Raw genomic sequence first — 26,166 nt, 5'->3', positions numbered from 1 at the left:
GTTTTTTTTCAGTTCAGGGCCAGAACTGGCGTTCGTTGTCCACGCACAGGGCGTCGAGCAGTTCGTCCAGCGGTTCATCCTGAAACCGTGGCACCCAGGCGCCACGGGCATGGTCGCGCGCCGACAGGCTCCAGCGCTGGTCCGCGCCGGGCGCCAGCAGCGCAATGTCGATCACGCCGCCGCTGGGGTCCACGTTGCGCGAGCAGCACGGGCTCTGGATGCGGAAACTGTCGCCTTCGCGCAGCACCAGCGGCTGCACATAGCGGTAACGCACGCGCTCGCGCAGCGCCTTTTCAACGCGATGCTGCATGAAGTCCGCGACCGGGCCGCCGCCGGCCGGAGCCGCCACTGCCCTGGCCGTGTTCATGCGCCGGCCTCTTCGTCCGTCTCGGGCAGCAGTCCGTGCGGCGCGGGAACCAGCTCGATCTCCAGGCAGCCGACCACGCAGCCGTCGAACTGCACCAGATAGACCGGCTCGTTCAGCTCCTGCGCATGGCCGATGTTGACGATCTCGCCCAGCGAGCCGCGCGCGGCCAGCAGCGCGCCTTCTTCACGGTCGGGGTAGCTGCCGTCGTTGACCAGGTCATCGAGCGCAATGACGCGCTGGCCCCAGGCATACGCGGGCTCGCGCAGTTCGATACCGACACCGGACAGGGCATTGGGAGTGGCATTCATGACGGTTCCTCAGTGGGTGTGGCATTTCCGAGTGTCTGCAGCACGCCGGCCTTGGCGCCGAGCTGCTCCAGCACATCGTCGGGCAGGTTGTCCAGAGTGCAAAGCTCCTTGGCCCGCATGCCCACACGGTGGCCGGAATCAACAAAGTCCACGGCGTAGATGTAGAACTGCTGCAAAAAGGTGTTGATGTTGATGACGTAGCCGATCTCGCCCTTGTGGACCAGCACCTCGCCGATGTCGCGCCCGTTGTAGGTGCCGTCGTTGCGGATGACCGAGCGCGCAATCACGCGCTCGCCATACTTGAAGCGCGGCGGCGAGGCAAGTTCAATTTCGTTGTCATCGCGGTTGATATCAGCCATGTGCCACTCCCAGTTGAATTACCTCGTGCCCCAGCCGCTCGGCAACGGTCTGGCGAACTTCAGAATCTTCGTCGCCCTGCAAGGCCGCCAGCACCGCCGCATCGCCGCGCTGGGCCACTTCCCAGCGCACGCGCCAGTCGGCGTCGCGCGCCATGCGCAGCAGCAGCGGCGCGGGCAGGCGCTCGGCGACGATGCGGCGCACCTCGACTTCGGTGTCGTCGGCCATGCGCAGCAGGGCCGGCATCTCCAGGCGCTGGGCCACGCGCATGCGCACGGCTCGGTCGCGGTCGCTGGCCATGAGGGGTAAAAGGGCCAGCGGCATGCGCAGCGCCACCAGTTCGCGCACGCCATAGTCTTCATCGTTGCGCATGCTGGCCAGCGCCGTGGGCGACAGGCGCTGCGCGACGCGGATGCGCACTTCGCGATGCGGGTCGTTGGCCAGCCGGATCAGTTGCGCCAGCGGCAGGCGCAAGGCAATCTGCAGGCGAACGGTCTCGTCGGGGTCATCAACCATCGCCAGCAGGCGAAACACGCTGGCATGGCGCGCGGCAATGGCGCGCACCTCGAAATAGGGATGCTCCAGCTGCGCATCGCCCAAATCGGGATGCCAGTTGAAAAATCGGTCGATGCGCCGGGCATAGACATCCTGCATGCAGGCGTGGCCGGGCTCGCAGCCCTGCTCGCCCGGCTGAGTGCGCAAGGCCGCATGGCAGCAGTCACCGCATTGGAGCGGCCCGCCCTGCCAGTGCTGGGGGCCAATGTCGCCCGCCGGGGCGCGCGAACTGGTTCCGCCCAATGCGCTGCCCATGAAAGTGGCGCCCGGCGTGTTCATAGCGCAGGCCCGGTGCCGCTCCAACCGCGCACCGGGTAGGCTGAGAGTGAATCTTCGGCCTCGCCAGCCTCATGGCGGGCCAGCACCTGCGACAGCAAGGCGCCGCCCACCCGGTCCTGCGGGTCCAGGCGGCGCAGCTCGCCCAGCATCAGCCGGGCTTCCTCAAAGTCGTCCAGCCGCAGGTTCAGATAGGCCAGGCCTTTGAGGGTGAACAGGTAAAAGCGCACGGCGGCGTCATCGCGCGCCGCCTCATCGCTGGGCGGATGATCGCCAAAATCGGGGCCAAGCGCATTGCGCGCAATCGCCAGCGCATCTTCGCCGGCGGCGCGCGCCAAGGCCAGCTGGTGGCCGTAAAAGTAAAAGCGGTACAGCGCAATCAGCGGCACCGGGTGGCGGGGCGCCGCCGCCCGGGCCTGCTCCAGCAAGGGCAGCGCCTGCTGCGGCAGATGGCGCAGCAGCCCGGCCTGTTTGATCAGCGCCTCGACCTGCGGGCTCAGGCCGCCGCCGATGGCGCTGTCGGCAAACGCCGCCAGGTTGTCGTCGAAGCCCAGGCTTGCTGCATCCATGGAACTGCCCCTTGGGTGCTTGTCGCTCAGGAAGCCAGGATCGGGGCGGCCGGACGGCCACGGCCGATGGCGCTGATCTCGATCTTGGTCACGCCGGACGGGGGCGCCGCCGTTTCGGCGCTGCTGCAGCCGCAGGCGGCCTGGTTGGGATTGATGAAGGACAGGCCCGACTGGGTCGCCGTTTCCGTGAAATCAATCGTGATGCCTTCGAGCATCAGCCGGCTCTCGGCGCCCAGGAACAGGCGCACGCCACCGGTTTCGAGCATTTGCTCGCCCGTCTGGGGAGCCGCCTCGGCGCTGAACTCTGACGAGTAGCCCGAGCAACCGCCCGGGGTCACGGCCAGGCGCAAACCGGCGCCCGCAGGCAGGCCGGAGAAACGCACGATGCGATTGATGAACTTCGCAGCAGCGGGGGTGATGGTGACTTTGGGCAGCATGGTTTAAATCCTTTTGTAAGGCGGAATCAGATCTTGACGATGCAGCCATCCACCGGGCAAACGGCGATGCACTGGGGCTCATCAAAGTGACCCTCGCAGTCGGTGCATTTCTTGGGGTCGATGACGTAGGTGCCGCCTTTTTCGCGGATGGCGACATTCGGGCATTCAGGCTCGCAGGCGGAGCAGGCGGTGCAGGTGGAGGCAATGATCTTGAGTGGCATGGTGGGTCTCCGATAAGGTTGGGGGTGAAAAACTTTAGGCGGCTTCGGCCAGGCCGGTGAAAGCGCCCTGGCGAATCTGCGCGTCGCCACGGTTCTGGTGAACCACGGCGCCGCTGGCGATGCGGCTGCGGTAGTCGTTGAACCATTCCAGCGCGGCTTTTTCAATGAACTCGCCGACATACTGGTCAACCGCCTCGATGCCGGCGGCGGTCAGGTCGTCTTTCGGGCAGGCGCCGATCTTGGCGACCAGCACCGCATGGCAGTCGTTGATGGCGCGAACCACCGACGGCAGCTGCTCGTCGTCGCCCTCGCCGCCCTGGCAATACTGGTCCACGCGGCGGTGGCCGACGAACAGCGCTTCGGCGGCCGAGACCTGGAAGACCTGGAATTCGGTGACGTGGCCGAAGTGCTCGTTGACGCGGCCGCCGCCCTTGGTGGCCACGGCCACCAGAACCTGCAGGTCATCGCCGGCCATCAGGGCGCTGGACGCAGCCAGCGCTTCCTGCTTGGCGGCGTGCTGGGCCTGGCGCTCGACCTCGACCTTGTCCTGGTAGGTCTTGCGCTTGCCCAGGTCATAGACGACTTCCATCTGTTCGAGCTTGTCCATGGTGAACTCTTCGCTGCGGTCTTCGCCCAGCAGGCCGACGGCATCGGCGCGGCACTGGCGGCAGTGGCGCATCAGGTTGGCGCCACCCATGCAGGCGTCCTGCACGGCCTTGAGTTCGGAGGCCGAGGGGCCGCGCTGGCCGGTCAGGCCGAACACCGTGCCATGCTCGGCTTCGGAGATCAGCGGCATGATGTTGTGCAGGAAGGCGCCGCGCTTTTTCACTTCGCGGTTGACTTCGATCAGGTGCTCGTCGTTGATGCCGGGAATCAGCACCGAGTTGATCTTGGTCAGCACGCCGCGCGCGGTGAGCATCTCCAGGCCGAGCATCTGCTGCTCGTGCAGGATCCTGGAGGCTTCGTAGCCGGTGACGCGCTTGTGGTTCCAGAAAATCCACGGATAGATTTTTTCGCCGATGGCCGGGTCCACCATGTTGATGGTGATGGTGACGTGGTCGATGTTGTACTGGCAGATTTCATCGACCAGCGCGGGCAGCGCCAGGCCGTTGGTGGACATGCACAGCTTGATGTCGGGCGCCTGCTCCTGCAGCATGCGGAAGGTGTCGAAGGTCTTTTTCGGGTTCGCCAGCGAATCGCCGGGGCCGGCCACGCCAAGCACCGTCATTTGCGGAATCTCGCTGGCCACGGCCACGACTTTTTTCACCGCCTGCTCGGGCGTCAGCTTTTGCGAGACCACGCCGGGGCGCGATTCGTTGCTGCAGTCGTATTTGCGGTTGCAGTAATTGCACTGGATGTTGCAGGCGGGCGCGACGGCAACGTGCATCCGGGCATAGTGATGGTGAGCTTCTTCGGAGTAGCAAGGGTGATTCTTGACCTTGTCCCAGATCTCTAGCGGCATGTCGTCGGGGCCGGCTGACGTTCCGCAAGTAGCCTTGCTTTCGTCATCGAGCGTATCGCAGCCGCCACCGCTTTTCGGCAGTTCGAGTGCGGCCCCCAGGGGTTTGATCTGACCTATGCTGACATAGGTTGTGGCGGGCATGGAACCGGTGTTTGCGCTTGCTTGCATGGAAACCCTTTCGCGACCGACCATGGCCGCATGGGAGTTCTATAGCTAAATCCATGCCAGCTAAAAAATCCTTATGAATCAATGGGTTGAAGGATTTGTCGGATGTGTCACATGCGACATGGCGGACAATTTTTTCAAGCTGTTGTCAGTGATGCTACAAAGGCAACATGGGGAAAGTCGGCTGTGGGGTATCCATGAGCATTTGTTATTTTTAACCACCTCTTTACTCCTTATTTCATAGCTGCTCATGCATACCCTGATTACGTCAGAGGCATATTTGGCACCTGAAAAAGCGAGTTTTAAGCCAAAATCAGTCCGCCAGAGGGCGTGAAAGCGCTGTCCAGAAGGAAAAACCACTGTTTTTCAGCATCAAATCAGCCTCTGGCGCAATGAGTACGGGCGCAAGCAGCTATGCAATTCATAGCGTTTATTTGCGACAAAATGACGTTGTCATTACAAAAATGCTAGCATCAGGTTTTACAGGAGAAATCTCCATGCCCGCAGCCACTGAAGTCAAACGCGAAACCCTCAACATCCGCATCAAACCTGAAGAGCGCAATCTGATTGACCGCGCCGCCAAAACGCGCGGTAAAAACCGCACCGACTTCATTCTGGATGCCGCGCGTCTGGCGGCGGAAGACGCTTTGCTGGATCAGGTCGCCATCTCTGTCAGCCCGCAAGCGTATGAGCAATTTCTGGCCCGCCTGGACATGCCGCCTCAAGCCAACGAGCGCCTGCGCAAAACCATGCAGACACCCGCGCCTTGGGAGCGTGGATGAATTTTTCGGCTCCTGCGCCCCTTGCGGCTCATCACATCACCGAGGGCTTTGCTTGTGGGGCGGACAGCCTGGACAACTGGCTGAAACGCCGCGCCCTGAAAAATCAGGTTCAGGGCGCCTCACGGACTTACGTGGTGTGCACTGAAAACCGCGTCGTCGCGTATTACGCACTGGCCTCCGGTGCCTTGCTGGGCACGCAAGCCACGGGGCGCTTACGCCGAAACATGCCAGACCCCATTCCGGTGGTGGTACTGGGGCGTTTGGCCGTTGACAGTACCCTTCGCGGTCAGGGCTTTGGCCGGGCTCTGGTTCGGGATGCCGGAATGCGTGTTTTGCAGGCCGCGGATGCCATCGGCATTCGCGGCATGACCGTGCAGGCTTTATCCGATGAGGCCAGGGTTTTTTACGAACACCTTGGGTTTGAGTCCTCCCCCATGGATCCACAACTGTTGATGATCACGCTGGCCGACCTGAAAGACTGTTGAATACAAAAAAAGCCGCCAGCGCACGTGTAGCATGCGCTGGCAGCTATTCAATCAGTAGCGGATTGGCGTCAGACTGTGACGCCAGCTGCCGTTACTCAGAACTTGCGCACTTCGATGTCGTGCTTTTGCAGCGCGTAGCCCATCTGGCGTGGCGATATCTTCAGCAGGCGGGCCGCCTTGGCCTGAACCCAGCCGCAGCGCTCCATGGCCCAGACCAGCCGTTCGCGCTCGCCGTCGGGCTTTCCATCGTCGGTGCGGGCAAGCGCCTCATCGGACTCATCCATGCCATCGTCGAAAGTGCTGGCCTCCGGCCTGGAATCGGCGGGTAGCGGCAGGCCGGCGTTGCCGCCGGCATCGGAACGCGGCGGGGCCATCGGCACTTCGGTGATCGGAATGTCGGCCAGCCGCGCGGGACGCACTGCGTCTATGCGTTCGTTGTGATGCAGCACCTGGGTCAGGCAGCGGTTGCTCTGGCACGGAAACGCCAGGTCGTTGATGACATTGTCATGCGTCATGGTGGCCGTGCGTTCGACGCAGTTCTCCAGTTCGCGCACGTTGCCGGGCCAGTAGCAGCTGCTCAGCACCCGCATGGCGGCCGGGCTGAACTGGATGGCGCGCACGTTCTCGCGGTTGAAGCGCGCCAGGAAATGCCCGGCCATCGCCGGAATGTCCTCGCGCCGCTCGCGCAGCGGCGGCAGCTGGATGCTGACCACGTTGATGCGGTAGTACAGGTCGGCGCGGAACTCGCCGGCCTGCACCATGCGCTCAAGGTTGCGGTTGGTGGCCAGGATCAGGCGCACATCCACCTTCACGGCTGTGCCGCCGCCCACGCGCTCGAATTCGCGCTCCTGCAGCACGCGCAGGAGCTTGGCCTGGAACGACGCTGAAATGTCGCCGATTTCGTCGAGAAACAGCGTGCCACCATGGGCCATCTCGAAGCGGCCCTTGCGCTGGCCCTGCGCGCCGGTGAAGGCGCCCTTCTCGTGGCCGAACAGCTCACTTTCAAGCAGCGACTCGGTCAGCGCCGCACAGTTGACACAGACAAAGGCTTCGCGCTTACGCGGCGAAAGGTTGTGAATCGCGCGCGCAATCACTTCCTTGCCGGTGCCGCTCTCGCCGCGCAGCAGCACCGTGGTGCGGGCCGGCGCGACCTGGTGAACCTGCTCGAACACGTCCTGCATCGGCGCGGAAATACCGACCACCTGCTCGATCTGCTTGCTGGGCTTGAGCACCTTGTGCATGCGGCGCACCTCGTCCTGCAGGCTGTCGTGCGCGGCGCTGACGCTGCGGTTGAGCAGCAGCGCCTGCCCCATGAGCGTGGCGACCATCTTGAGCAGTTGAAGGTTGTCGGAGAATCCGCGACGCTCACCGGGGTTCAGGCAGTCGATGGCCAGCACGCCGACGGTTCGGCGGTCGGCGCGAATGGGCGTGACCAGCATGGCAACGCCAACTCCCGGGGACTGGTCGGCGCCGCCCGTGCGATTGAGAAACAGCGGCTCGACGTTCACGTCGGGCACCATGACCTGAATGCCATTGGCATAAACCCGGCCGACGATTCCCTCGCCGGACTGGAACTGCAGGCGCTGCTGCTCCTCGCGCGTGAGACCCACGGCGCACAGGCCGCGCAGCCGGCCTTCGGGCTCGCCGATCACCACGAAGGCACGACGCCAGTCAAAGGCCTGCACCAGATAGTTCAATGCTTCGCGAAAGGTCTTGGCAACGTCCAGCGAAGTGGCCAGCGTCTTGCTGACTTCATAAACCGCATTCAGCTCGCGCCGAGCTTCAGTCATTTGTGTATTCACCATGTTGAGTCCCGGTTTTGTGCAACATAGGGCCTGCCGCATCGAACCGCCTGGCGCCCGGACCCTGATATGCACCAGCAACGGGACTCGGTGACGATGCAACAGTCTCAAGAATAACTCACGCAAGAAACGTACCAAATACGCCAAACATGATGAGGGATTGTGAAATCCACGCCACATGCCTGTTTCCGACAAACAAGACAAGCGGGCGGCGCCCTTGAGCGCCGATGGCATACAAAAACAACAATCAACAGGCCAAAGTCAGCGTTTCAAGCGACAAAACGCATGGCACCGAAATTGCGGTACAGGGATGTCTCACCTCTCATTCCAGGAGCCTGCCATGACGAACCTCAGTCGCGACAAAGCCACCCACCGGGCGCCCCAGCCCGTGTACCTTGACTATGCGGCCACCACCCCGGTGGACCGCCGCGTCGCCAGCAAAATGATGCCCTACCTGACGGAGCTTTACGGCAACCCGGCCAGCCGCTCCCATGCCTACGGCTGGGCGGCCGACGAAGCCGTGGAACTGGCCCGCGAACAGGTCTGCGCGCTGATCAACGCCGACCCGCGCGAAATCGTCTGGACCTCGGGCGCCACCGAATCGAACAACCTGGCCATCAAGGGCGCGGCCCATTTCTACAAGGCCAAGGGCAAGCACCTGGTCACGCTGGCGACCGAGCACAAGGCGGTCCTGGACAGCATGCGCGAACTGGAGCGCGAAGGCTACGAAGTCACCGTGCTGCCGGTGCTGGCCAGCGGACTGCTGGACCTGGCGGTCTTTGAAGCCGCGCTGCGTCCCGACACCGTGCTGGCCTCGGTGATGTTCGTCAACAACGAAACCGGCGTGATTCAGGACATCGCCGCCATCGGCGCGATTTGCCGCGCCAAGGGCGTGATTCTGCATGTCGATGCCGCGCAGGCCGCCGGCAAGGTGGTGATTGACCTGGAGCAGTTGCCGATTGATTTGATGTCGCTGTCGGCGCACAAGATCTACGGCCCCAAGGGCGTTGGCGCTTTGTACGTGCGGCGCAAGCCCCGCATCCGCATCGACGCCCAGATGCACGGCGGCGGCCACGAGCGCGGCATGCGCTCGGGCACGCTGCCCACGCACCAGATCGTCGGCATGGGCGAAGCCTTCTGGCTGGCGCGCGAATGCATGGCCGCCGACAACGCCCGCATTGCCATGCTGCGCGAGCGGCTCTGGGCCGGCTTCCTGAAGATGGACGCCGTCGTCCTCAACGGCGATGCCGACCACCGCGCCGTGCAGTACCTGAACGCCAGCTTCAACTATGTCGAGGGCGAGTCGCTGCTGATGGGCATCAAGGGCGTGGCCGTGTCATCGGGCTCGGCCTGCACCTCGGCCAGCCTGGAGCCCAGCTATGTGCTGCGCGCCATGGGCCGCAGCGACGAGCTGGCCCACAGCTCGGTGCGCTTTTCGATTGGCCGCTTCACCACGGTGGAAGACATTGATTTCACGATTGAACAGGTCACCCAGGTCGTGACCAAGCTGCGCGCCATGAGCCCGCTCTGGGACATGGTGCAGGCCGGCATCGATCTCAGCACCATCCAGTGGTCCGAACACTGAGTCCGGATTCAAACCCGCCCGTCCATCCCCACTGTTCATCCCCACTTCTTACGGAGAATTTTTATGGCATACAGCGATAAGGTCGTTGACCACTACGAAAACCCGCGCAACGTCGGCGCCTTCGAGGCCGGCGACGACAGCGTTGGCACCGGCATGGTCGGCGCGCCCGCCTGCGGCGATGTGATGCGGCTGCAGATACGCGTCAACGCCGAGGGCGTGATCGAGGACGCCAAGTTCAAGACCTACGGCTGCGGCTCGGCCATCGCGTCGAGTTCGCTGGTGACGGAATGGGTGCGCGGCCGCACGCTGGACGAAGCCCTGGCCATCAAGAATTCCGACATCGCCGAAGAGCTGGCCCTGCCGCCGGTCAAGATCCACTGCTCCATCCTGGCCGAAGACGCCATCAAGGCCGCAGTGGCCGACTTCCGCGCGCGCCACCCGGCCGGCTCCGGCGCCGCCACGATCCTGACCGAGCAGCCCGTCTGCGCCTCCAGCACGCCCGCCCCCACTCTCTAACTCTCTAACCCCCATCCTCCGCCCACGGCACCGCCCACAAAGGAATCCAAAATGGAAGCAGCTCTGAACATTGCCAGCCCCAGCCTGCCCGGCGTCATGCCCGGCCAGTTGGAATTCACGACTTCGGCCGCCGCCAAGGTGTCCGAACTGATCGTGGAGGAAGGCAACCCCAACCTCAAGCTTCGCCTGTACGTCACCGGCGGCGGCTGCTCGGGGTTTTCCTATGGCTTTGCCTTCGACGACCAGACCGCCGAGGACGACACGCTGATCGTCACCGAAGGCGTGGCGCTGGTGGTCGATGCCATGAGCCTGCAGTACGTGCTGGGCGCGCGCGTCGATTTTGAAGACGGCCTGGAAGGCTCGCGCTTCGTGATTCACAACCCCAACGCCCAGTCCACCTGCGGCTGCGGCAGTTCCTTTTCCGTTTAAGAGGCCAGGTCATGAGTATTTCCCTGACGCCCGCGGCGGCGCGCCACGTCGAAAAATCCCTGGCCAAGCGCGGCAGCGGCATCGGCCTGCGCCTGGCCGTCAAGACCAGCGGCTGCTCGGGCTTTGCCTACGCGCTCGAATTCGTCGATGCGATGACCGCCGACGACCAGGCCTTTGAAACCCACGGCACCAAGATCATCATCGACTCGCGCAGCCTGGCCATGCTGGACGGCACCGAACTCGACTTCGTGCGCGAAGGCCTGAACGAAGGCTTCAAGTTCAACAACCCGAACGCCAAGGCCAATTGCGGCTGCGGCGAGAGCTTCGCCGTTTAAGGGTCCACAACATGGCACTGATGCAAATCGCCGAGCCCGGCCAGAGCGCCGCACCGCACCAGCACCGTCTGGCCGCCGGTATCGACCTGGGTACCACCAACTCGCTGATCGCTACCGTGCAAAGTGCCGTGGCACGTGCCCTGCCCGACGAGAACGGCGCCTTGCTGTTGCCCTCCGTCGTTCGCTACCTGGCCGGCGGCGGCATTGAGCTGGGCCATGAGGCGCAAGACAGCCAGGCCGATGACCCGGAAAACACCATTGCCTCGGTCAAGCGTTTCATGGGCCGCAGCCTGTCGGACCTGAAAGAGGCGGCGAATCTGCCCTACCGCTTTACCGACGGCGCCGGCATGCTGGGCATCTCGACCATCGCGGGCGAACGCTCGCCGGTGCAGGTGTCGGCTGAAATTCTGACCGCCCTGCGCGAGCGCGCCGAAGCCACGCTGGGCGGCCCGCTGGCCGGCGTCGTGATCACCGTGCCCGCCTACTTTGACGATGCGCAGCGCCAGGCCACCAAGGATGCGGCCCGGCTGGCCGGCCTCACGGTGCTGCGCCTGCTCAACGAACCCACCGCCGCCGCCATTGCCTACGGGCTGGACAAGGCCGCCGAAGGCACTTTTGCCATTTACGACCTGGGCGGCGGCACCTTCGATATTTCCATCCTCAGCCTGACCAAGGGCGTGTTCGAGGTGCTGGCCACCGGCGGCGACTCCGCGCTGGGCGGAGACGACTTCGACCATGCCATTGCCGGCTGGTTCTGCGCGCAGCACGGCATTGCCGGCCTGGCCGCACTGGCGCCCGGCCAGCAGCGCAGCCTGCTGGCAGCCAGCCGCAAAGCCAAGGAAACGCTTTCCGATGCCGAAACGGCTGAACTGTCACTGAACCACACCGAAGGCGACGCACTCCTGGGCGTTCTTTCCCGCGCCCAGTTCGCCGAACTCGGCGCCCCGCTGGTCGCCCGCACCATGGCCGCCACGAAACGGGCGTTGCGCGACGCCAAGCTGGGCATTGCCGACATCACCGGCGTGGTGCTGGTCGGCGGATCGACCCGCATGCCGATTGCCCGCGACGCGGTGCATGAATTCTTTGGCCGCGAGCCGCTGGTCGATATCGACCCCGACCAGGTGGTCGCCATCGGCGCGGCCCTGCAGGCCAATGTGCTGGCCGGCAACAGCCCCGGCGGCGACGAATGGCTGCTGCTGGACGTGTGCCCGCTGTCGCTGGGCATCGAAACCATGGGCGGGCTGGTCGAGAAAATCATTCCGCGCAACTCCACCCTGCCAATTGCCAGAGCCCAGGAATTCACCACCTTCAAGGATGGCCAGACCGCCATGTCGCTGCATGTGCTGCAGGGAGAGCGCGAAACCGTGGCCCATTGCCGGTCGCTGGCACGCTTTGAGCTGCGCGGCATTCCGCCCGCCATGGCCGGCGCGGTGCATATTCGCGTGAGTTTCCAGATTGATGCCGACGGGCTGCTGTCGGTCACAGCGCGCGACCCCGCCTCGGGCGTCGAGGCGCATATCGAGGTCAAGCCCTCCTATGGCCTGGCCGACAACCAGATCACGGCCATGCTGCAGGATGCCATCGGCTCGTCGCAGGAAGACATGCTGCTGCGCTCACTGCGCGAGGCCCAGGTCGATGCGCGCCGCATGCTGGATGCCACCGAAGCAGCGCTGAAGGAAGATGCAGCGCTGCTGTCGGCGTCGGAGCTGGTTGCCATCCGCCAGGCCATGTTCATGGTCGCGGACATGCTGGAAACCCAGGCGCCGGTTGAAGAATTGCGCGTCAGGACCACCCAGCTCGGCGCCGTCACCGACGAATTCGCCGCCCGGCGCATGAACGCTTCGATCCGTAAGGCGCTGGCCGGACGCGCCATGGACAGCCTGGCTTAAAGCGTCAAGGCCGCGACTGCTCCCTTACCAGAAAGCCCCCACCATGCCCCTCGTCCACCTGCTGCCCCACCCCGACCTGTGCCCCGAGGGCCGCGACCTGGAAGTCAGGCGCGGCGCCTCGCTCTGCGAAAGTTTGCTGACTGCCGGCGTGGCCATCGAGCATGCCTGCGAGATGGTGGCCGCCTGCGCCACCTGCCATGTGTACGTGCGCGAAGGCGGCGCGTCGCTGAAAGAGCCCGATGATGAGGAAAACGACCAGCTCGACAACGCCTGGGGCCTGGATGCCCAGTCGCGCCTGGCCTGCTGCATCAAGGTCAAGGACACCAACCTGACCATCGAGTTTCCGCGCCACACGCGCAACCATGCGCGCGAGCATTAAGGGGTTTTTGGGAGTTTCTGTTCTCTTTGACATCCTCCCCCCGCCTGAAGGCGGGGGGGATTCCTACGGCGCTAGACATGAGTTGCTTCGAGGGCTTCAAGCAGCCCTACGCAGGCCTGGGTCCATCGCGCGGCATCAGCCAACGGATGAAATCGGCACCACATTGTCGCTGCCGGGCGCGCCGAAAGCCTGCTGTTTCAGGACGTGCAGCTGGTCGCGAACCCGGGCGGCTTTTTCAAACTCCAGGTTTTTCGCGTGTTCAACCATCTGCTTTTCAAGACGCTTGATTTCGCGTGCGATGTCTTTCTCGCTCATGTCCTCGACCAGCGCCTTTTGCATTTCAAGCTTTTCGGCTTCCTTGCCGGATTTCTCGGAATACACGCCGTCGATCAAATCCTTGATGCGCTTGACGATGCTGCGCGGCGTGATGCCGTGCAGGGTGTTGAAGGCCAGCTGCTTGTTGCGCCTGCGCTCGGTTTCGCCCATCGCCATTTTCATCGAGTCGGTGACGCGGTCGGCATACAAAATCGCGCGGCCATTGAGGTTTCGGGCGGCACGGCCAATCGTCTGGATCAGGCTTCGTTCCGAGCGCAAAAAACCTTCCTTGTCGGCATCCAGAATCGCCACCAGCGAAACTTCCGGAATATCCAGCCCTTCGCGCAGCAGGTTGATGCCGACCAGCACATCAAAAGTGCCCAGGCGCAGGTCACGCAGAATTTCAACCCGCTCGACCGTTTCCACGTCGCTGTGCAGGTAGCGCACCTTCACGCCGTTCTCGGTCAGGTAATCGGTCAGCTGCTCGGCCATGCGCTTGGTCAGCGTGGTGATCAGCACGCGTTCATTGATTTCCACGCGAATCCGGATTTCCTGCAGTACATCGTCAACCTGATGCGTCGCGGGGCGCACTTCAACCTGCGGGTCCACCAGCCCTGTCGGCCGGACAAGCTGCTCGACCACCTGCCCGGCATGCTCATTTTCGTAAGCGGCCGGCGTGGCGGAAACAAAAATCGCCTGGCGAACCTTGGACTCGAACTCCTCGAACTTGAGCGGCCGGTTGTCCAGCGCGCTGGGCAGGCGAAAGCCGTATTCGACCAGCGTGGTCTTGCGCGCCCGGTCGCCGTTGTACATGGCGTTGAGCTGGCCGATCATGACGTGGCTCTCGTCGAGGAACATCACCGAGTCCTTCGGCAAATAGTCGCACAGCGTCGAGGGCGCCGAGCCCGGCGCCGAAGCGCTCAGGTGGCGGGTGTAATTCTCGATGCCCTTGCAGTGGCCGATTTCACCCAGCATTTCCAGGTCGAACCGGGTGCGCTGCTCGATGCGCTGGGCTTCGACCAGCTTGCCTTCGGCGATGAACTGCCCTACCCGCTCGGACAATTCGAGCTTGATGGTTTCAACCGCCGCCAGCACCTTGTCGCGCGGCGTGACGTAATGGCTTTTCGGATAGACCACGAAACGCGGGATTTTCTGGCGGATGCGCCCGGTCAGCGGGTCAAACAGCTGCAGCGATTCAATCTCGTCGTCAAACAGCTCGATGCGAATCGCCAGTTCGGAATGCTCGGCCGGAAAAATGTCGATCACATCGCCGCGCACGCGGAAGGTGCCGCGAGAAAAATCCTGCTCATTGCGGCTGTACTGCATGCGGATCAGCCGTGCAATCACGTCGCGCTGGCCCATCTTGTCGCCAGTGCGGGCAATGAAACGCATCTGGGTGTAATCCTCGGGCGCGCCAATGCCGTAAATCGCGCTGACGGTGGCCACGATGATGGTGTCGCGGCGCTCCAGCACGCTTTTGGTCGCCGACAGCCGCATCTGCTCGATATGCTCGTTGATGGCCGAGTCTTTTTCGATGAACAGATCGCGCTGCGGCACATAGGCCTCGGGCTGGTAGTAGTCGTAGTAGCTGACGAAATACTCGACCGCGTTTCTCGGGAAAAACTCGCGGAATTCGCTGTACAGCTGGGCAGCCAGCGTCTTGTTCGGCGCAAACACAATCGCCGGCCGGCCCAGCCGCGCAATCACATTGGCCATGGTGAAGGTCTTGCCGGAGCCGGTCACGCCCAGCAGGGTTTGAAAGGCCTCGCCGTCGCGCACGCCCTCGACCAGCTTGGCGATGGCCTGCGGCTGGTCGCCTGCCGGCAGGTAGGGCTGAAACAACTCAAACGGCGAATCAGGAAAACGGATGAACTGGCCCACGCCGGCTAAATCCGCTGCTTCAGGAATGACTTCCATTGTTTCTGGCATAAAACCTCAATTCAAGCCCCGTTAAAATTCGGGGCAATTAAACACATTACGACATTCGGGCAAAAATGGGAATTACAACCCCCTGACTGGCCGACGAACACATCACTGCCGGCATGAAAACCGGTCAACCCCGCCTGGCTTCAGGCGAATTTTCACCCTCTGAGGATACTTTCATGTCTTTGTTTACCGCCGTCGAAATGGCACCGCGCGACCCGATTCTGGGCCTGAACGAGCAATTTGCCGCCGACACCAACCCTGCCAAGGTCAACCTGGGCGTGGGCGTGTATTACGACGACAACGGCAAACTCCCGCTGCTCGAATGCGTTCAGGCCGCTGAAAAACAGATGATGGAAGCGCCCAAGGCGCGCGGCTACCTGCCGATTGACGGCATTGCCGCTTACGACGCCGCGGTCAAGGGCCTGGTGTTTGGCGCCGACAGCGAGCCTGTCACCTCGGGCCGGGTCGCGACCGTGCAATGCATCGGCGGCACCGGCGGCCTGAAGGTCGGCGCCGACTTCCTTAAACACCTCAACCCCAATGCCAAGGTGCTGATCAGCGACCCGAGCTGGGAAAACCACCGCGCGCTGTTCACCAACGCCGGTTTCACGGTCGAAAGCTATCCGTATTACGACGCGGCCACGCGCGGCATCAACTTCGCCGGGATGCTGGCGGCCCTCAATGCCGCGCCCGCTGGCACCATCGTCGTGCTGCATGCCTGCTGCCACAACCCGACCGGCTACGACATCACCGCCGCCCAGTGGGACGAAGTGGTTGCCGCCGTCAAGGCCAACAACCTGGTGGCTTTCCTGGACATGGCCTACCAGGGCTTTGGCTACGGCCTGGCCGAAGACGGCGCGGTGATTGGCAAGTTTGTCGCCGCCGGCCTGAACTTTTTCGTGTCCACCTCGTTTTCCAAGAGCTTCAGCCTGTACGGCGAGCGCGTCGGCGGTCTGAGCGTGCTGTGCGAGAGCAAGGAAGAAGCCGGCCGCGTGCTGAGCCAGCTCAAGATCGTCATCCGCACCAACTACAGCAACCCGCCGATTCATGGCGGCATGGTGGTGGCCATGGTGCTGGACACGCCCGAGCTGCGTGCCCTGTGGGAAAAGGAACTGGGCGAGATGCGGGTGCGCATCAAGGCCATGCGCCAAAAGCTGGTCGATGGCCTGAAGGCCGCCGGCGTGAAGGAAGACATGAGCTTCATCACGAAGCAGATCGGCATGTTCAGCTATTCGGGCCTGAGCAAGGACCAGATGGTTCGTCTGCGCAATGAATTTGGCGTCTATGGCACCGACACCGGCCGCATGTGCGTGGCGGCGCTGAACAGCAAGAACATCGACTATGTTTGCGCCTCGATTGCCAAGGTGATCTAAAGCACAGTCAAGCGTCTGCAAGGACGCTTGACGCGACTTCTGATTTCGAAGATCAGAAACAGGCGCAAGCTTTAATAGCTCAGCCGGGCAATGGAGCGCAGCACGTTGGGTGTGGTGCTGGGGAATCCAAAAAACTCCAGATACGCGGGGATTTGCTCAAACAGCATGTCCGAGCCCACCTGCACCTGGCAGCCGCGCGCCTGCGCAGCCCCCAGAAAAGCAGTCATCTCGGTTTTCATCACCACTTCGCCCACAAAGGTAGCGGAGTCGATGCGCGACACGTCCATCGGCATCGCGTCGCCTTCGTTCATCCCCATGGGCGTGGCATTGACCACCAGGTCAAAGCCTGCGGGGTCGTTGGAGCCGGTGACGACGTCAAGCGCCGGATAGTGCTGGCGCAGACGCTCGCCCAAGCCCTGCGCGGAAGGCCCGTGAACATCAAACAGGCTCAGTGCCGCCACGCCGGCCGCAGCCAGCGACGCCGCAATGGCCGAGCCCACGCCGCCGCTGCCCACCACCAGCGCCCGGGCGCCCTTGAGCGTCAGGCCCTTGCGCAGCACGCCGCGCACAAAGCCTTCGCCGTCGAACATGTCGCCCTGCAGTCGGCCGTCGGCGGTGCGGCGCACGGCATTGCACGAACCGGCAATCGCAGCCGTGGGAAACACCTCGTCCAGCAAGCCGACGGTGGTGACCTTGTGCGGCATGGTGATGAGCGCGCCCCGGATGTTGGCGAGCTTGAACACGGCGCGCAAAAAATCCGGGTAGTCCTGCGCCTGGCAGCCCATGGGAACGACGATGGCATTGACCCCGGCTTTTTCAAACCAGGGGTTGTAAATCATCGGCGCCTTGAAGGCGTGGGTGGGGAAGCCGATGTGGGCAATGATTTCAGTGTTTCCGTTGATCATGTTTTTTCCTAGAAGTAATCAGTGCTGCCAGTGTTGCGTCACTGCTGCGCCTGGCGCCACTGCGCCATGGCCGCCAGTCGCGACGGGGCGTTCGGCGCGCCATAGCCGGCGTAGCCTGCGCGTCGCTCGACCAGTTCAAAATGGAAACGGTCGTCGAACGGCGTGAGGTACAAATGCAGGAACTCGCCACCGTCCGCTTCGCGGTCGTACAGGATGCCCAGTTCGCGCATGGCCGCCAGCAAGCCGGCGTCGATGTCGTACCTGGCGAGCAGGTCGTCGTAGTAGTTGGCCGGCACGGGCAGCAGCGGCGCGCCCGATGCCTTGAGTGCGCGTGCCGTTGCCACCAGGTCGGTCACTGCGATGGCAATTTGCTGAACGCCAGCGCCACGAAAGCTCGACACGGCACGGGACACCGAGGTGTTGTCGCGTTCGGAAACAGTGATGGACACGCGCACTTCACGGTCGGTCGATTCAATCTCGCGGCTCCTGATCACGCCGTAGGGGTCATGCATCACGACGTTGCGCTCGGGCGCCAGGCCCAGCACCGCACGATGGAACAGCACCCACGGCTCGACCTGCCCGGCCGGCACAGCCTGCACCAGGTGGTCGAAACGTGCCCTGTCACCCAGTGCACCGCCGTGCAGGGCGGATTCGTCCATCACAAAGTCGGCTTCAAAGGCGTAGCGGCCACCTTGCGGCGCTTCGCAAAAATAGAGCAGGCTGCCGTCGGGTGCGCGCACGGAGGGAATGGTCAGCTCGTTCTGACCCACACGCCCGTTCACACGCGGGCACAGCAAGGCTTCGGCGCGCGCCAGCGCCCCGGCGACATCCGGCGTGGCCAGCGCCACGGCGCAGGCCGAGGTGCCGTGCTGTTCAAAATGGCTGCGGGCCAGCGAATCCTCTTCCAGATTGACGATGATGCGCACCTCGCCCTGGCCATAAAGATCAACCTTCTTCGAGCGGTGATGGCCGATGCGGTGAAAACCAGTGGCCTGAAGCCACGCGGCCAGCCGGCCGCCTGCGGCCGGGTCCACGGCGAACTCGACGAACGCCCATCCAGTCAGCACGGGCGCTGGCGGCGGCGCGAACAGCGGCGCCTTGCAAGGCGGTGCATCCTTCGCCCGACTCTGGCACACCTGGTCTTCGAGCCACAGCAGCGAGCGCCTGGCATCGACCGCATTGGCCCGCGCCGGCGCGGAGCGGAATTCATCGTTGAAGATTTCCAGCGAAAGCGGCCCGCTGTAGCCCGACTCGATGACGGCCGCAGTGAACCTGGTCACCTCCATCTCGCCCTGGCCCGGAAAGCAGCGGTAATGGCGGCTGTGCGTCAACACGTCGGTGTTCACCCACGGGGCATCGGCCAGCTGGACAAAGAAAATCTTCTCGCCCGGCAGCCGGGCGATGCCGCCCGGGTCGTCGCGCAGCGACAGCGTGTGAAAGCTGTCCAGCGCCAGCCCCATGTGCGGGTGGTTGACGCGCTCGACCACGCTCCAGGCCTGGGACCAGAGCTTGACCTGGCTGCCCCAGGCCAGCGCCTCGTAGGCAATGCGCATGCCGCGCCTGCCGGCGCGTTCGGCGAGCTGGTGGAATTGCCCGGCGAGTTGATCGACATCGCCGAGCGCGTCGGGCTGCACGTTGGAGCACACCAGAATCAATTCAGTGCCCAGCTCCTGCATCACGTCGAACTTGCGTTCGGCGCGTTCCAGACTGCGAGCGACCTGCGCGGGCGTGGTGCCGTCGAAGTCACGAAACGGCTGGAACATGTCGATGCGCAAGCCCAGATCCTCGCAAATGCGGCGCACCTCGGCCGGCGTTCCCGGGAACTGCAGCAGGTCGTTTTCAAAGATTTCCACGCCATCGAAGTGCGCAGCGGCTGCTGCCTGCAGCTTCTCGCGCAGCATTCCAGACAGCGAGACAGTGGCGATTGAATGGCGCATGGTCAACTCGACTCGGTCAATGATTGGGAAAGATCAGGCCTTGGCGGCCAGCGCTGCCGAATGGCCAGCGCGCAGCCCGAGCAAATAGCTGTCCACGCCGAAACCGCAAATCTGGCCCCGGACGATTTCGCCGAACACCGAGACATGGCGGAAGGCCTCGCGCGCATGGATGTTGGACATGTGCAACTCGACAATCGGGCAGGTCAAAATCGCCAGCGCGTCGCGGATGCCGTAGCTGTAGTGCGTCCAGGCGCCGGCATTGATCAGCACCGCGTCCACGCCGTCGGTGTAGCCCTGGTGGATGCGCTCGCACATCTCGCCTTCGCTGTTGGTCTGGAAGCATTCCACGTCCGTTCCCAGTTCCTTGCCCAAAGCGGCCAGGCTGGCATTGATTTCGTCCAGCGTGATGGTGCCGTACTGCCTGGGATCGCGCTTGCCGAACATGTTGTGGTTGATGCCGTGCAGCATGAGAATTTTCATGGGAATCCTTTAAATACAGGTCATTAAGAGAAGGCGGCCCGGTCTGGCGTGCGCAGGGCGACCCGCTCCTCAAGGCCGCCCCTGGCAACGCGCGCGGACAGCCCGCAAGCGCTGAACTGCAGACTTGCTTATTTGCTAGCGCGTGCCTGGGCCAGCGCATCCTGCAGGCCCTTGACCGTGTCCTGGCCCACTGAAACAGCGAACTTGGCAATCACGGGGCGCATCTTCTCGCGCAGTTTTTCGACTTCAGCAGGGGACAGTTCAGTCACCTGCATGCCGCCCTTTTTCACCGTTTCCAGCGCCGTCGTGGCTTGCAAGCGGGCCTGCTGGCGCTGATAGACGGTGGATTCGACCGCGGCATCGGAGATGATCTTTTTCTCGGCGGGCGACAAGGTGTCCCAGAACTTCTTGCTGATCAGCACCGACTGCGGGTTGTACTGGTGGTTGGTCAAAGTGACGTACTTTTGCACTTCAAACAGCTTGTTGGCGGCAATCACGGTCAGCGGGTTTTCCTGGCCGTCGATGGCGCCCTGCTCCAGGGCCGCATAGACCTCGCCAAAGGTCATGGGCGTCGGGTTGGCGCCCAGCGTCTTGACCCAGTCCACGTTGATGGGCGTGGGAATCACGCGCAGCTTCAGGCCGGCAATGTCTTCGACCTTGGCGATGGCGCGCTTGTTGTTGGTGATGTTGCGAAAACCGAGTTCCCAGTAGGTCAGGCCGATCAAGCCCTTGGCATCGAGCTTGGCATGCATCTGCTTGCCGAACGGACCATCGACCACGGCGTCGGCTTCCTTGCTGTTCGTGAACATGAACGGAAAGTCAAACACCGCGAATTCCTTGACCTGGCCGGCCAGGTAACTGGTGTTCATCGAAGCCATTTCGATGGTTCCGCCCTGCATGGCTGAAATCACCGGACCGTCGCCGCCGAGTGCGCCGCCGGGGAACAGGTTGACCTTGATCTTGCCGCCGGACTTGGCTGCGACGATATCGGCAAACTTGTGCATGCCCATCACCAGCGGGTGGCCTTCAGGGTTCTGCGTGGTGAACTTGATGGTGCGTTCCTGGGCGCAAGCGATGCCAAAGGCCGCTACGGCAACTGCGGCGACGATGGTTTTGAGGACTAAACGTTTCATGACTTGTCTCCTGAAATTAAAAAAACAACGGCGGCTGTACGCTGATTGAGGAATGGCGATCCGGCGTGGCGTACCCACACACGACCGGTGGCCGGTCTTCAGTGAATCAATAGAACCAGCGGGCCGGCACCATGACGAGCTGCGGGAAAGCGATCATCAAAAACATGATGGTGAACTGCGCGATCATGAAAGGCCACACGCCCCGGGTCACCTCGTCCATGCTGATCTTGCCCACGCCGGCCACCGCATTGAGCACCGTGCCCACGGGCGGGGTGATCAGGCCGATGGCGTTGTTGATGACGAACAGCACGCCGAAATACACCGGATCGATGCCTGCGGCCTTGATCACCGGCATGAGCACAGGAGTCAGCAGCAAGATGGTGGGTGTCATGTCCAGCGCCGTTCCCACCAGCATGGTCAGCACCATGATCGCCACCATCAGCAAGCGGGGGCTGTCGAGCAAGGGCTGCAGCAAGGCAACCACTTGCGCCGGCAAGTTGGCCACCGTGATCAGCCAGGCCGAGACCATGGCGGCGGCGACCAGGAACATCACCACGGAGCAGGTCTTGGCGGCCGAGACAAACAGCGGCACCAGCTGCTTGATAGTGAGTTCGCGGTAAATGACGGTCGAGACAAACAGCGAGTACACCGCAGCCACCACCGCCGCCTCGGTCGGCGTGAACACGCCGAACTTCAGGCCGAACACGATGATGAAAGGCAGCACCAAAGCCCAGGTCGCCAGGCGTAGCGCCTCGACCACTTCGGCGGCCGTCTTGCGCGGAGGCGGCACCACCACTTCCTTGCGCACCAGATACCACCAGGTAAACACCAGCGACACGGCCAGCCAGATGCCCGGAAAGATGCCGGCCATGAACAGCTTGGAAATCGACACGTTGGCCGCGACGCCGAAGATGACGAAGGCAATGCTGGGCGGAATGATGGGCGCAATGATGCCGGCCGAGGCAATCAATCCGGCCGAGCGCGCCTTGTCATGCCCGGCCGCGACCATCATCGGCAGCAGCAAGGCGGTCAGCGCGGCGGCATCGGCCACGGCCGAACCCGACAGCGAGGCCAGGATGACGGCGGCGACGATGGTCACATAGCCCAGCCCGCCCTTGACGTGACCGACCAGCGCCATCGCAAAGTTCACGATGCGCCGCGACAGGCCGCCGGCGTTCATGATCTCGCCGGCCAGCATGAAGAAAGGCACGGCCAGCAGCGGAAAGCTGTCGGCGCCGTTGATCACGTTTTGCGCCAGGATCTGCGCGTCGAACATGTTCAGGTGCCACATCAGCGCGGCGCCGCACAGCAGCAGGGAAAAAGCAATCGGAATGCCCAGCGCCATGGCGCCCAGCATGGAACCCAGGAAAATGATGATGGTCATGTCAAGCCTTGCGCGTTAGTGGGATTTGCCGGCATCGCCGTGGGGAGCGTCTTCGGATTCCTGCATCAAGAGCAGGTGCTCGTCGTCGATCTGGCCGCTCAGCAGGCGCCACAGGTTGCCCAGCAAAATCGGCGCGCTCAGCACGGAAAACACCATGCCCGAGGCATAGAACCAGCTCATCGAGACTTCCATCACCGCGCTGGTCGTTTCCCAGTTGATGACCGTCTGGTCGTAGGAGCCCTTGAACAGCAGCCACAGGCAAAACAGCATCAGCACCAGCGACAGGCCCATGCAGACTTTCTTGCCCAATGGCCCCAGGCGTCCCACCAGCATGTCGGTGCCCAGGTGGCCGTTGTCGCGCACCGCCACGATCGCGCCCAGGAAGGTCAGCCAGACAAACAGCCAGCGGGACAACTCTTCGGACAGGATGAAGCCCGAGTCGAAGGCATAGCGCATGAACACGTTGCCGAACACCAGCACGACCATCACCGCCAGGGCTGCGGCAATCAGGTAGCTGATGAGCTGGCAATAACCATCGATCAACTTTTTAATCATGAATTTGTCTCCTTTAAAAAAGCTCAGCCCATAATGTACAAACTAGTTAGTTTTCACAAATCAGGGCTTACCCTGTACTCCAGAATGCTTTTTGCCATAGCTGATATAGCAAAAATGGCTGGATGCACACCGACCCCGGAACCTTGCGCTGATAAGGCTCCGGCTCACCCCACTGCGTTTTAAACCAGCGGAATGGTCAGTTTTTCAATCACCGCGCGGGTGTCGGGCCGCACGCCGCGCCACCATTCAAAGGCTTCAGCAGCCTGTTCGGCCAGCATGCCCACACCGTCGGCCAGTTGCCGGACGCCGGCGTTTTGCGCCAGGCGCAGGAAAGGCGTCAGGCCCTTGCCGTAAGCCAGTTCATAGGCCAGGCAGCCGGGCGCGAACACGCTGGCCGGCACCGGCGGCAGTTCGGCGCGCAAACTGGCCGAGGTGGCGTTGAACACCACGTCGAAGGTCTGCCCCGCCAGATCCTGGTAAGCGCAGCCGCGCACGACACCGGCGCCCGAAGCAGCGCCGATGCGGGCAAGTTCAAGCGCCTTGTCCAGGCTGCGATTGGCAATCACCAGTTCGGCGGGCTGCTGCTCCAGGAAGGGCAGCAACGCGCCCCGGGCGGCACCGCCCGCGCCCAGCAGCAGCACGCGTTTTCCCTTGAGCGGCGTGTTCAGGTTATGCACCACGTCGCGCACCAGGCCGACGCCGTCGAAGTTCTCGGCCAGCACGCGCTCGCCGTCGAACTTCATGGCATTGGCCGCGCCCGCGAGCTGGGCGCGTTCCGAGCGCTCGGTGGCGTAGGCAAAGGCGTCGAGCTTGAACGGCGCGGTGATGTTCAGGCCCCGGCCGCCGGCGGCGCGGAAGGCATCGACCGCGCCGGCGAATCCGCCCGGCGGGCCTTCGATGGTGGTGTAGTCGATGTCCTGGCCGGTGGCTTGCGCATACATGCCGTGGATCAGGGGCGATTTGCTCTGATGAATGGGGTTGCCGATGACGGCATAGCGATCAGTCATGCCTGTGCCTCCGAATAAAGAACGCCGTCCTGCTCCATGGCGTCGATGTCCTGCGCCGAATAACCCACGCTCGCGGCAATCTCGCGGTTGTGCTGGCCCAGCATGGGCGCGGGGCCGCTGGGCGAGGTGTCGCAGCCGGAGAAGCGAAACGGCAGGTTGGGCAGCTTGATCTTGCCAAGCAGCGGGTGGTCCTGCTCGACCACCATGTCGCGCGCCAGCGTCTGCGGGTCGCTGAGCACCTTGTCGATGGTCTGCACCGGCGCGGCCGGAACGCCGGCGGCGTCCAGCGCCGCGCAGCACGCCTCGCTAGAGGCCTGCGCCAGCGTCCATTCGCGCACCTTGGCCAGAATCGACTCGCGGTTGGCGTTGCGGCCAGCCTGGCTGTGCAGATTCGTGTCAAGCGCATAGGCCTCGCCGCCAATCAGTCTCGCCAGGCTTTTCCAGGTGTCCGTCATCTGCGCGGCAATCACCAGGTAGCCGTCTTTCGCGCTAAAAACCCCGTACACCGTGCTTTGCGGCAAATCGTGGCCGGTCTGCACCGGCAACTCGGTGCCGCCGCTCATCAGGTAGCTCTGGGCGGCGAAGTCGTGCATGGAGATCATGCAGTCGTACAGCGCAATGTCGATGTGCTGGCCCAGGCCGCTCGTCACGCGCCCGAACAGCGCGGCGCAAATCGCCGACACGCCGTGCATGCCGGCGTACATGTCGGCAATCGGCATGCGAAACAGCGGCGGCGGCTCGCCCGGCACGCCAATCAAGGACATCGCGCCGCTCTTGGCCTCGGCAATCAGCCCGAACCCCGGCCGATGCGAGTCGGGGCCGGTGTGCCCGTAGGCCGACACCGAGCAATAGACGAGCTTGGGGTTGCGCGTGGACAACTCTTCATACCCCAGGCCCAGCTTGTTCAGCGCGCCGGGGCGGTAGTTTTCGACGAACACGTCGGCGCTGTCGGTGAGCTTGTGCATCATCTCCAGACCGCGCGGGTCGCGCAGGTTGATGCACAGGCCCTGCTTGCCCATGTTCTGCTGCATGAAGTAGCCACTTTGGCCTTTCACCATCGTCGGGCTGGCGCGGCCGGCATCGCCGGCCACCGGCCGCTCGACCTTGATGACCTCGGCGCCCATGGCCGAGAGGCAGCGCGACATGTGCGGGCCGGCCAGGAAGTGGCTGTAGTCGATCACGCGGATGCCGGCCAGCGGCAGCGCCTGGGCGGACTTGTTTTGGGATGAATCAAGCATTAAAAGTGTCCTTTACGCATATGGGTAGTGCGTTAATAGCTATATATTTAATAGCAACCATCAGGCGGTGGCTGCCGTCGGGCGGCGCGGCACCATCAGGCGGTGCTCGCCTTTTTGCACCACCTGGCCGTGCTGGTTGATCAGCTCGGCGGGCAAAATCACAATGCCCCAGCCGGGCTTGCTTTTGGAGGCCCGCATGCTTTCGACATGAAATTTGATGTGCAGCACGTCGTTGATCCTGATCGGCAGCAAAAAGTCCCAGGTCCAGCCCAGCGACATGCCGGGCAAAAAGCGGTATTCGCACTGGGTTTTCAGGCCGTCGGCCACCGACAGCCCCATCAGGCCATGGGCGACGCGGCAGCCAAAATGCGAGGCGTTGGCGTATTCCTCGTCCACATGCACGGGCGTGAAGTCGCCGGTGAGTTCGGCATAGGCGTCAATGCGCTCGGCAGTCACCAGATAGGTCGGGCTGGTGCATTCGTCGCCGACCTGGGCGTCGTCCCAGTATTTTTCGGGCGTGGTGAACTGGATATTCGGTTTAGGCATGGGAATGTCTCCTGAAATAATTGAATCAATGAGCCGGCTCAGGCCCTGGGCTTGACGGCCAGCGCTTCGGCGACGCTGTTGCCGTGGGCCTGGATCAGCTCGATGGCCAGGCCATCGGGCAGCTGCAGCCAGTTGCGGCCCTGCGGCAGCGCCTTCACGCCCCAGCTCTGGGCCGCCTGCAAGGCGCCTTCCAGGTCGTCCACCATGATGCCGAGGTGCGCGAGCCAGCCCGCGTCGTTGCTGGGCGGCGCCTCGAAGCCCGGCGTGCTCATGAGCTGCATGCCGCCTATCGTCCAGTACTGGTTGGGCGCGTCAAGCGGGCCGTCGATCTCGCGCACGTCCATGCCCAGCACTTCATGGAAGAAGTTGATGTGCCACTGAATGTCCTTCACGCGCACGGCGACATGCTCGACATAGGATTTGTTGCTGTAAGCCATGTTGTCTCTCT

The 26,166-nt window shown here is 63.2% G+C and carries 29 protein-coding genes; 9 read left to right on the top strand and 20 right to left on the bottom strand.

From position 1 onward, the window contains the following. Positions 1 to 13: 13 nt before the first annotated feature. From PNAP_RS07890 to nifB, 8 genes are read right to left on the bottom strand one after another with little or no spacing between them, the layout of a single operon-like run. Positions 14 to 367 (bottom strand): DUF3024 domain-containing protein, encoded by a 354-nt coding sequence (locus PNAP_RS07890; protein WP_011800982.1) that lies wholly within the window; start codon positions 365 to 367, stop codon positions 14 to 16. Continuing rightward, positions 364 to 675, bottom strand: coding sequence for a nitrogen fixation protein NifZ (locus PNAP_RS07885; protein ID WP_011800981.1), 312 nt, complete (start codon positions 673 to 675; stop codon positions 364 to 366). The genes PNAP_RS07890 and PNAP_RS07885 overlap by 4 nt, the downstream gene beginning before the upstream one ends. Beyond that, positions 672 to 1,034, bottom strand: a complete 363-nt coding sequence (locus PNAP_RS07880; protein WP_011800980.1) for a nitrogen fixation protein NifZ — start codon at positions 1,032 to 1,034, stop codon at positions 672 to 674. The genes PNAP_RS07885 and PNAP_RS07880 overlap by 4 nt, the downstream gene beginning before the upstream one ends. Next, on the bottom strand, positions 1,027 to 1,866 hold the full coding sequence (locus tag PNAP_RS07875; RefSeq protein WP_011800979.1) for a 4Fe4S-binding leucine-rich repeat protein: 840 nt from the start codon (positions 1,864 to 1,866) through the stop codon (positions 1,027 to 1,029). The genes PNAP_RS07880 and PNAP_RS07875 overlap by 8 nt, the downstream gene beginning before the upstream one ends. Beyond that, on the bottom strand, positions 1,863 to 2,432 hold the full coding sequence (locus PNAP_RS07870; protein WP_011800978.1) for a hypothetical protein: 570 nt from the start codon (positions 2,430 to 2,432) through the stop codon (positions 1,863 to 1,865). The genes PNAP_RS07875 and PNAP_RS07870 overlap by 4 nt, the downstream gene beginning before the upstream one ends. A 26-nt stretch (positions 2,433 to 2,458) precedes the next feature. Beyond that, a complete protein-coding gene (locus PNAP_RS07865; RefSeq protein ID WP_011800977.1) occupies positions 2,459 to 2,869 on the bottom strand; it encodes a HesB/IscA family protein in 411 nt (136 codons plus the stop codon). Positions 2,870 to 2,895: 26 nt separating this feature from the next. Then, positions 2,896 to 3,090: a 4Fe-4S binding protein gene (locus PNAP_RS07860; protein ID WP_011800976.1), complete on the bottom strand. Its 195-nt coding sequence runs from the start codon at positions 3,088 to 3,090 to the stop codon at positions 2,896 to 2,898. Between the two features lie 34 nt (positions 3,091 to 3,124). Further along, positions 3,125 to 4,720 carry a nitrogenase cofactor biosynthesis protein NifB gene (nifB, locus tag PNAP_RS07855; RefSeq protein WP_011800975.1) on the bottom strand — a complete coding sequence of 532 codons (1,596 nt, stop codon included), beginning with the start codon at positions 4,718 to 4,720 and terminating at the stop codon, positions 3,125 to 3,127. A gap of 389 nt (positions 4,721 to 5,109) precedes the next feature. Between nifB and PNAP_RS07850 the strand changes: the two genes are divergently transcribed. Continuing rightward, positions 5,110 to 5,499: a type II toxin-antitoxin system TacA family antitoxin gene (locus PNAP_RS07850; RefSeq protein WP_232290766.1), complete on the top strand. Its 390-nt coding sequence runs from the start codon at positions 5,110 to 5,112 to the stop codon at positions 5,497 to 5,499. Beyond that, positions 5,496 to 5,984 (top strand): GNAT family N-acetyltransferase, encoded by a 489-nt coding sequence (locus PNAP_RS07845; protein WP_011800972.1) that lies wholly within the window; start codon positions 5,496 to 5,498, stop codon positions 5,982 to 5,984. The genes PNAP_RS07850 and PNAP_RS07845 overlap by 4 nt, the downstream gene beginning before the upstream one ends. 95 nt (positions 5,985 to 6,079) lie before the next feature. Here the strand turns inward: PNAP_RS07845 and nifA are convergent, their stop codons facing one another. After that, a complete protein-coding gene (nifA, locus tag PNAP_RS07840) occupies positions 6,080 to 7,789 on the bottom strand; it encodes a nif-specific transcriptional activator NifA (protein ID WP_011800971.1) in 1,710 nt (569 codons plus the stop codon). A 337-nt stretch (positions 7,790 to 8,126) separates the two neighbouring features. Between nifA and PNAP_RS07835 the strand changes: the two genes are divergently transcribed. The 6 genes from PNAP_RS07835 to fdx all read left to right on the top strand — a co-directional run bounded on the left by PNAP_RS07835 (position 8,127) and on the right by fdx (position 12,919). Next, positions 8,127 to 9,371 (top strand): IscS subfamily cysteine desulfurase, encoded by a 1,245-nt coding sequence (locus tag PNAP_RS07835; protein ID WP_011800970.1) that lies wholly within the window; start codon positions 8,127 to 8,129, stop codon positions 9,369 to 9,371. A 63-nt stretch (positions 9,372 to 9,434) separates the two neighbouring features. Then, complete coding sequence (gene iscU, locus PNAP_RS07830) at positions 9,435 to 9,887, top strand: Fe-S cluster assembly scaffold IscU (protein ID WP_011800969.1); 453 nt, start codon at positions 9,435 to 9,437, stop codon at positions 9,885 to 9,887. 51 nt (positions 9,888 to 9,938) lie between these two features. After that, positions 9,939 to 10,316 carry an iron-sulfur cluster insertion protein ErpA gene (gene erpA, locus PNAP_RS07825; protein WP_011800968.1) on the top strand — a complete coding sequence of 126 codons (378 nt, stop codon included), beginning with the start codon at positions 9,939 to 9,941 and terminating at the stop codon, positions 10,314 to 10,316. Between the two features lie 11 nt (positions 10,317 to 10,327). Beyond that, entirely contained in the window at positions 10,328 to 10,651 is a 324-nt protein-coding gene (iscA, locus tag PNAP_RS07820) for an iron-sulfur cluster assembly protein IscA (protein ID WP_011800967.1), read from the top strand. Positions 10,652 to 10,662: 11 nt separating this feature from the next. Further along, positions 10,663 to 12,540: a Fe-S protein assembly chaperone HscA gene (gene hscA / locus PNAP_RS07815; RefSeq protein WP_011800966.1), complete on the top strand. Its 1,878-nt coding sequence runs from the start codon at positions 10,663 to 10,665 to the stop codon at positions 12,538 to 12,540. 43 nt (positions 12,541 to 12,583) lie between these two features. Beyond that, positions 12,584 to 12,919, top strand: a complete 336-nt coding sequence (fdx, locus tag PNAP_RS07810; RefSeq protein WP_011800965.1) for an ISC system 2Fe-2S type ferredoxin — start codon at positions 12,584 to 12,586, stop codon at positions 12,917 to 12,919. A gap of 135 nt (positions 12,920 to 13,054) precedes the next feature. On the opposite strand, the gene uvrB is transcribed toward fdx, so the two are convergent. Continuing rightward, complete coding sequence (gene uvrB, locus PNAP_RS07805) at positions 13,055 to 15,163, bottom strand: excinuclease ABC subunit UvrB (RefSeq protein ID WP_011800964.1); 2,109 nt, start codon at positions 15,161 to 15,163, stop codon at positions 13,055 to 13,057. Positions 15,164 to 15,336: 173 nt separating this feature from the next. On the opposite strand from uvrB, the gene PNAP_RS07800 reads away from it, so the two are divergent. Beyond that, positions 15,337 to 16,533, top strand: a complete 1,197-nt coding sequence (locus PNAP_RS07800; RefSeq protein WP_011800963.1) for an amino acid aminotransferase — start codon at positions 15,337 to 15,339, stop codon at positions 16,531 to 16,533. A 71-nt stretch (positions 16,534 to 16,604) separates the two neighbouring features. On the opposite strand, the gene PNAP_RS07795 is transcribed toward PNAP_RS07800, so the two are convergent. The 10 genes from PNAP_RS07795 to PNAP_RS07750 all read right to left on the bottom strand — a co-directional run bounded on the left by PNAP_RS07795 (position 16,605) and on the right by PNAP_RS07750 (position 26,155). Next, the gene (locus PNAP_RS07795) at positions 16,605 to 17,438 is read right to left on the bottom strand and encodes a shikimate dehydrogenase family protein (RefSeq protein WP_011800962.1); all 834 of its coding nucleotides are present in this window, start codon (positions 17,436 to 17,438) and stop codon (positions 16,605 to 16,607) included. A 38-nt stretch (positions 17,439 to 17,476) separates the two neighbouring features. After that, on the bottom strand, positions 17,477 to 19,375 hold the full coding sequence (locus tag PNAP_RS07790; RefSeq protein WP_011800961.1) for a bifunctional sugar phosphate isomerase/epimerase/4-hydroxyphenylpyruvate dioxygenase family protein: 1,899 nt from the start codon (positions 19,373 to 19,375) through the stop codon (positions 17,477 to 17,479). A 33-nt stretch (positions 19,376 to 19,408) separates the two neighbouring features. After that, on the bottom strand, positions 19,409 to 19,855 hold the full coding sequence (locus PNAP_RS07785) for a type II 3-dehydroquinate dehydratase (protein ID WP_011800960.1): 447 nt from the start codon (positions 19,853 to 19,855) through the stop codon (positions 19,409 to 19,411). Between the two features lie 128 nt (positions 19,856 to 19,983). Next, a complete protein-coding gene (locus tag PNAP_RS07780) occupies positions 19,984 to 20,988 on the bottom strand; it encodes a TRAP transporter substrate-binding protein (protein ID WP_011800959.1) in 1,005 nt (334 codons plus the stop codon). Positions 20,989 to 21,094: 106 nt separating this feature from the next. Next, positions 21,095 to 22,372, bottom strand: a complete 1,278-nt coding sequence (locus PNAP_RS07775) for a TRAP transporter large permease subunit (RefSeq protein WP_011800958.1) — start codon at positions 22,370 to 22,372, stop codon at positions 21,095 to 21,097. Between the two features lie 15 nt (positions 22,373 to 22,387). Beyond that, positions 22,388 to 22,927 carry a TRAP transporter small permease gene (locus PNAP_RS07770; RefSeq protein ID WP_011800957.1) on the bottom strand — a complete coding sequence of 180 codons (540 nt, stop codon included), beginning with the start codon at positions 22,925 to 22,927 and terminating at the stop codon, positions 22,388 to 22,390. Between the two features lie 179 nt (positions 22,928 to 23,106). After that, on the bottom strand, positions 23,107 to 23,934 hold the full coding sequence (gene aroE, locus PNAP_RS07765) for a shikimate dehydrogenase (protein ID WP_011800956.1): 828 nt from the start codon (positions 23,932 to 23,934) through the stop codon (positions 23,107 to 23,109). After that, positions 23,931 to 25,172, bottom strand: coding sequence for a CaiB/BaiF CoA transferase family protein (locus tag PNAP_RS07760; protein ID WP_011800955.1), 1,242 nt, complete (start codon positions 25,170 to 25,172; stop codon positions 23,931 to 23,933). The genes aroE and PNAP_RS07760 overlap by 4 nt, the downstream gene beginning before the upstream one ends. Positions 25,173 to 25,232: 60 nt before the next feature. Next, positions 25,233 to 25,718 carry a MaoC family dehydratase gene (locus tag PNAP_RS07755; RefSeq protein ID WP_011800954.1) on the bottom strand — a complete coding sequence of 162 codons (486 nt, stop codon included), beginning with the start codon at positions 25,716 to 25,718 and terminating at the stop codon, positions 25,233 to 25,235. Positions 25,719 to 25,756: 38 nt separating this feature from the next. Continuing rightward, a complete protein-coding gene (locus PNAP_RS07750; RefSeq protein ID WP_011800953.1) occupies positions 25,757 to 26,155 on the bottom strand; it encodes a VOC family protein in 399 nt (132 codons plus the stop codon). Positions 26,156 to 26,166: the final 11 nt, after the last annotated feature.

The organism is Polaromonas naphthalenivorans CJ2, assembly GCF_000015505.1.
Lineage (GTDB): Bacteria > Pseudomonadota > Gammaproteobacteria > Burkholderiales > Burkholderiaceae_C > Polaromonas > Polaromonas naphthalenivorans.
This window is presented reverse-complemented; position numbering and strand designations above follow the sequence as displayed.

What these genes read in the sequence shown, in the direction of transcription:
- nifA (WP_011800971.1), bottom strand. Translation starts at nt 7,789, where the DNA reads ATGGTGAATACACAAATGACTGAAGCTCGGCGCGAGCTGAATGCGGTT.
- nifB (WP_011800975.1), bottom strand. Translation starts at nt 4,720, where the DNA reads ATGCAAGCAAGCGCAAACACCGGTTCCATGCCCGCCACAACCTATGTC.
- PNAP_RS07770 (WP_011800957.1), bottom strand. Translation starts at nt 22,927, where the DNA reads ATGATTAAAAAGTTGATCGATGGTTATTGCCAGCTCATCAGCTACCTG.
- iscA (WP_011800967.1), top strand. Translation starts at nt 10,328, where the DNA reads ATGAGTATTTCCCTGACGCCCGCGGCGGCGCGCCACGTCGAAAAATCC.
- PNAP_RS07835 (WP_011800970.1), top strand. Translation starts at nt 8,127, where the DNA reads ATGACGAACCTCAGTCGCGACAAAGCCACCCACCGGGCGCCCCAGCCC.
- hscA (WP_011800966.1), top strand. Translation starts at nt 10,663, where the DNA reads ATGGCACTGATGCAAATCGCCGAGCCCGGCCAGAGCGCCGCACCGCAC.
- fdx (WP_011800965.1), top strand. Translation starts at nt 12,584, where the DNA reads ATGCCCCTCGTCCACCTGCTGCCCCACCCCGACCTGTGCCCCGAGGGC.
- PNAP_RS07880 (WP_011800980.1), bottom strand. Translation starts at nt 1,034, where the DNA reads ATGGCTGATATCAACCGCGATGACAACGAAATTGAACTTGCCTCGCCG.
- PNAP_RS07845 (WP_011800972.1), top strand. Translation starts at nt 5,496, where the DNA reads ATGAATTTTTCGGCTCCTGCGCCCCTTGCGGCTCATCACATCACCGAG.
- PNAP_RS07850 (WP_232290766.1), top strand. Translation starts at nt 5,110, where the DNA reads ATGAGTACGGGCGCAAGCAGCTATGCAATTCATAGCGTTTATTTGCGA.
- PNAP_RS07790 (WP_011800961.1), bottom strand. Translation starts at nt 19,375, where the DNA reads ATGCGCCATTCAATCGCCACTGTCTCGCTGTCTGGAATGCTGCGCGAG.
- PNAP_RS07785 (WP_011800960.1), bottom strand. Translation starts at nt 19,855, where the DNA reads ATGAAAATTCTCATGCTGCACGGCATCAACCACAACATGTTCGGCAAG.
- PNAP_RS07795 (WP_011800962.1), bottom strand. Translation starts at nt 17,438, where the DNA reads ATGATCAACGGAAACACTGAAATCATTGCCCACATCGGCTTCCCCACC.
- PNAP_RS07885 (WP_011800981.1), bottom strand. Translation starts at nt 675, where the DNA reads ATGAATGCCACTCCCAATGCCCTGTCCGGTGTCGGTATCGAACTGCGC.
- PNAP_RS07755 (WP_011800954.1), bottom strand. Translation starts at nt 25,718, where the DNA reads ATGCCTAAACCGAATATCCAGTTCACCACGCCCGAAAAATACTGGGAC.
- PNAP_RS07870 (WP_011800978.1), bottom strand. Translation starts at nt 2,432, where the DNA reads ATGGATGCAGCAAGCCTGGGCTTCGACGACAACCTGGCGGCGTTTGCC.
- PNAP_RS07750 (WP_011800953.1), bottom strand. Translation starts at nt 26,155, where the DNA reads ATGGCTTACAGCAACAAATCCTATGTCGAGCATGTCGCCGTGCGCGTG.
- PNAP_RS07780 (WP_011800959.1), bottom strand. Translation starts at nt 20,988, where the DNA reads ATGAAACGTTTAGTCCTCAAAACCATCGTCGCCGCAGTTGCCGTAGCG.
- aroE (WP_011800956.1), bottom strand. Translation starts at nt 23,934, where the DNA reads ATGACTGATCGCTATGCCGTCATCGGCAACCCCATTCATCAGAGCAAA.
- PNAP_RS07860 (WP_011800976.1), bottom strand. Translation starts at nt 3,090, where the DNA reads ATGCCACTCAAGATCATTGCCTCCACCTGCACCGCCTGCTCCGCCTGC.
- PNAP_RS07865 (WP_011800977.1), bottom strand. Translation starts at nt 2,869, where the DNA reads ATGCTGCCCAAAGTCACCATCACCCCCGCTGCTGCGAAGTTCATCAAT.
- PNAP_RS07800 (WP_011800963.1), top strand. Translation starts at nt 15,337, where the DNA reads ATGTCTTTGTTTACCGCCGTCGAAATGGCACCGCGCGACCCGATTCTG.
- PNAP_RS07775 (WP_011800958.1), bottom strand. Translation starts at nt 22,372, where the DNA reads ATGACCATCATCATTTTCCTGGGTTCCATGCTGGGCGCCATGGCGCTG.
- PNAP_RS07760 (WP_011800955.1), bottom strand. Translation starts at nt 25,172, where the DNA reads ATGCTTGATTCATCCCAAAACAAGTCCGCCCAGGCGCTGCCGCTGGCC.
- PNAP_RS07875 (WP_011800979.1), bottom strand. Translation starts at nt 1,866, where the DNA reads ATGAACACGCCGGGCGCCACTTTCATGGGCAGCGCATTGGGCGGAACC.
- erpA (WP_011800968.1), top strand. Translation starts at nt 9,939, where the DNA reads ATGGAAGCAGCTCTGAACATTGCCAGCCCCAGCCTGCCCGGCGTCATG.
- iscU (WP_011800969.1), top strand. Translation starts at nt 9,435, where the DNA reads ATGGCATACAGCGATAAGGTCGTTGACCACTACGAAAACCCGCGCAAC.
- PNAP_RS07890 (WP_011800982.1), bottom strand. Translation starts at nt 367, where the DNA reads ATGAACACGGCCAGGGCAGTGGCGGCTCCGGCCGGCGGCGGCCCGGTC.
- uvrB (WP_011800964.1), bottom strand. Translation starts at nt 15,163, where the DNA reads ATGCCAGAAACAATGGAAGTCATTCCTGAAGCAGCGGATTTAGCCGGC.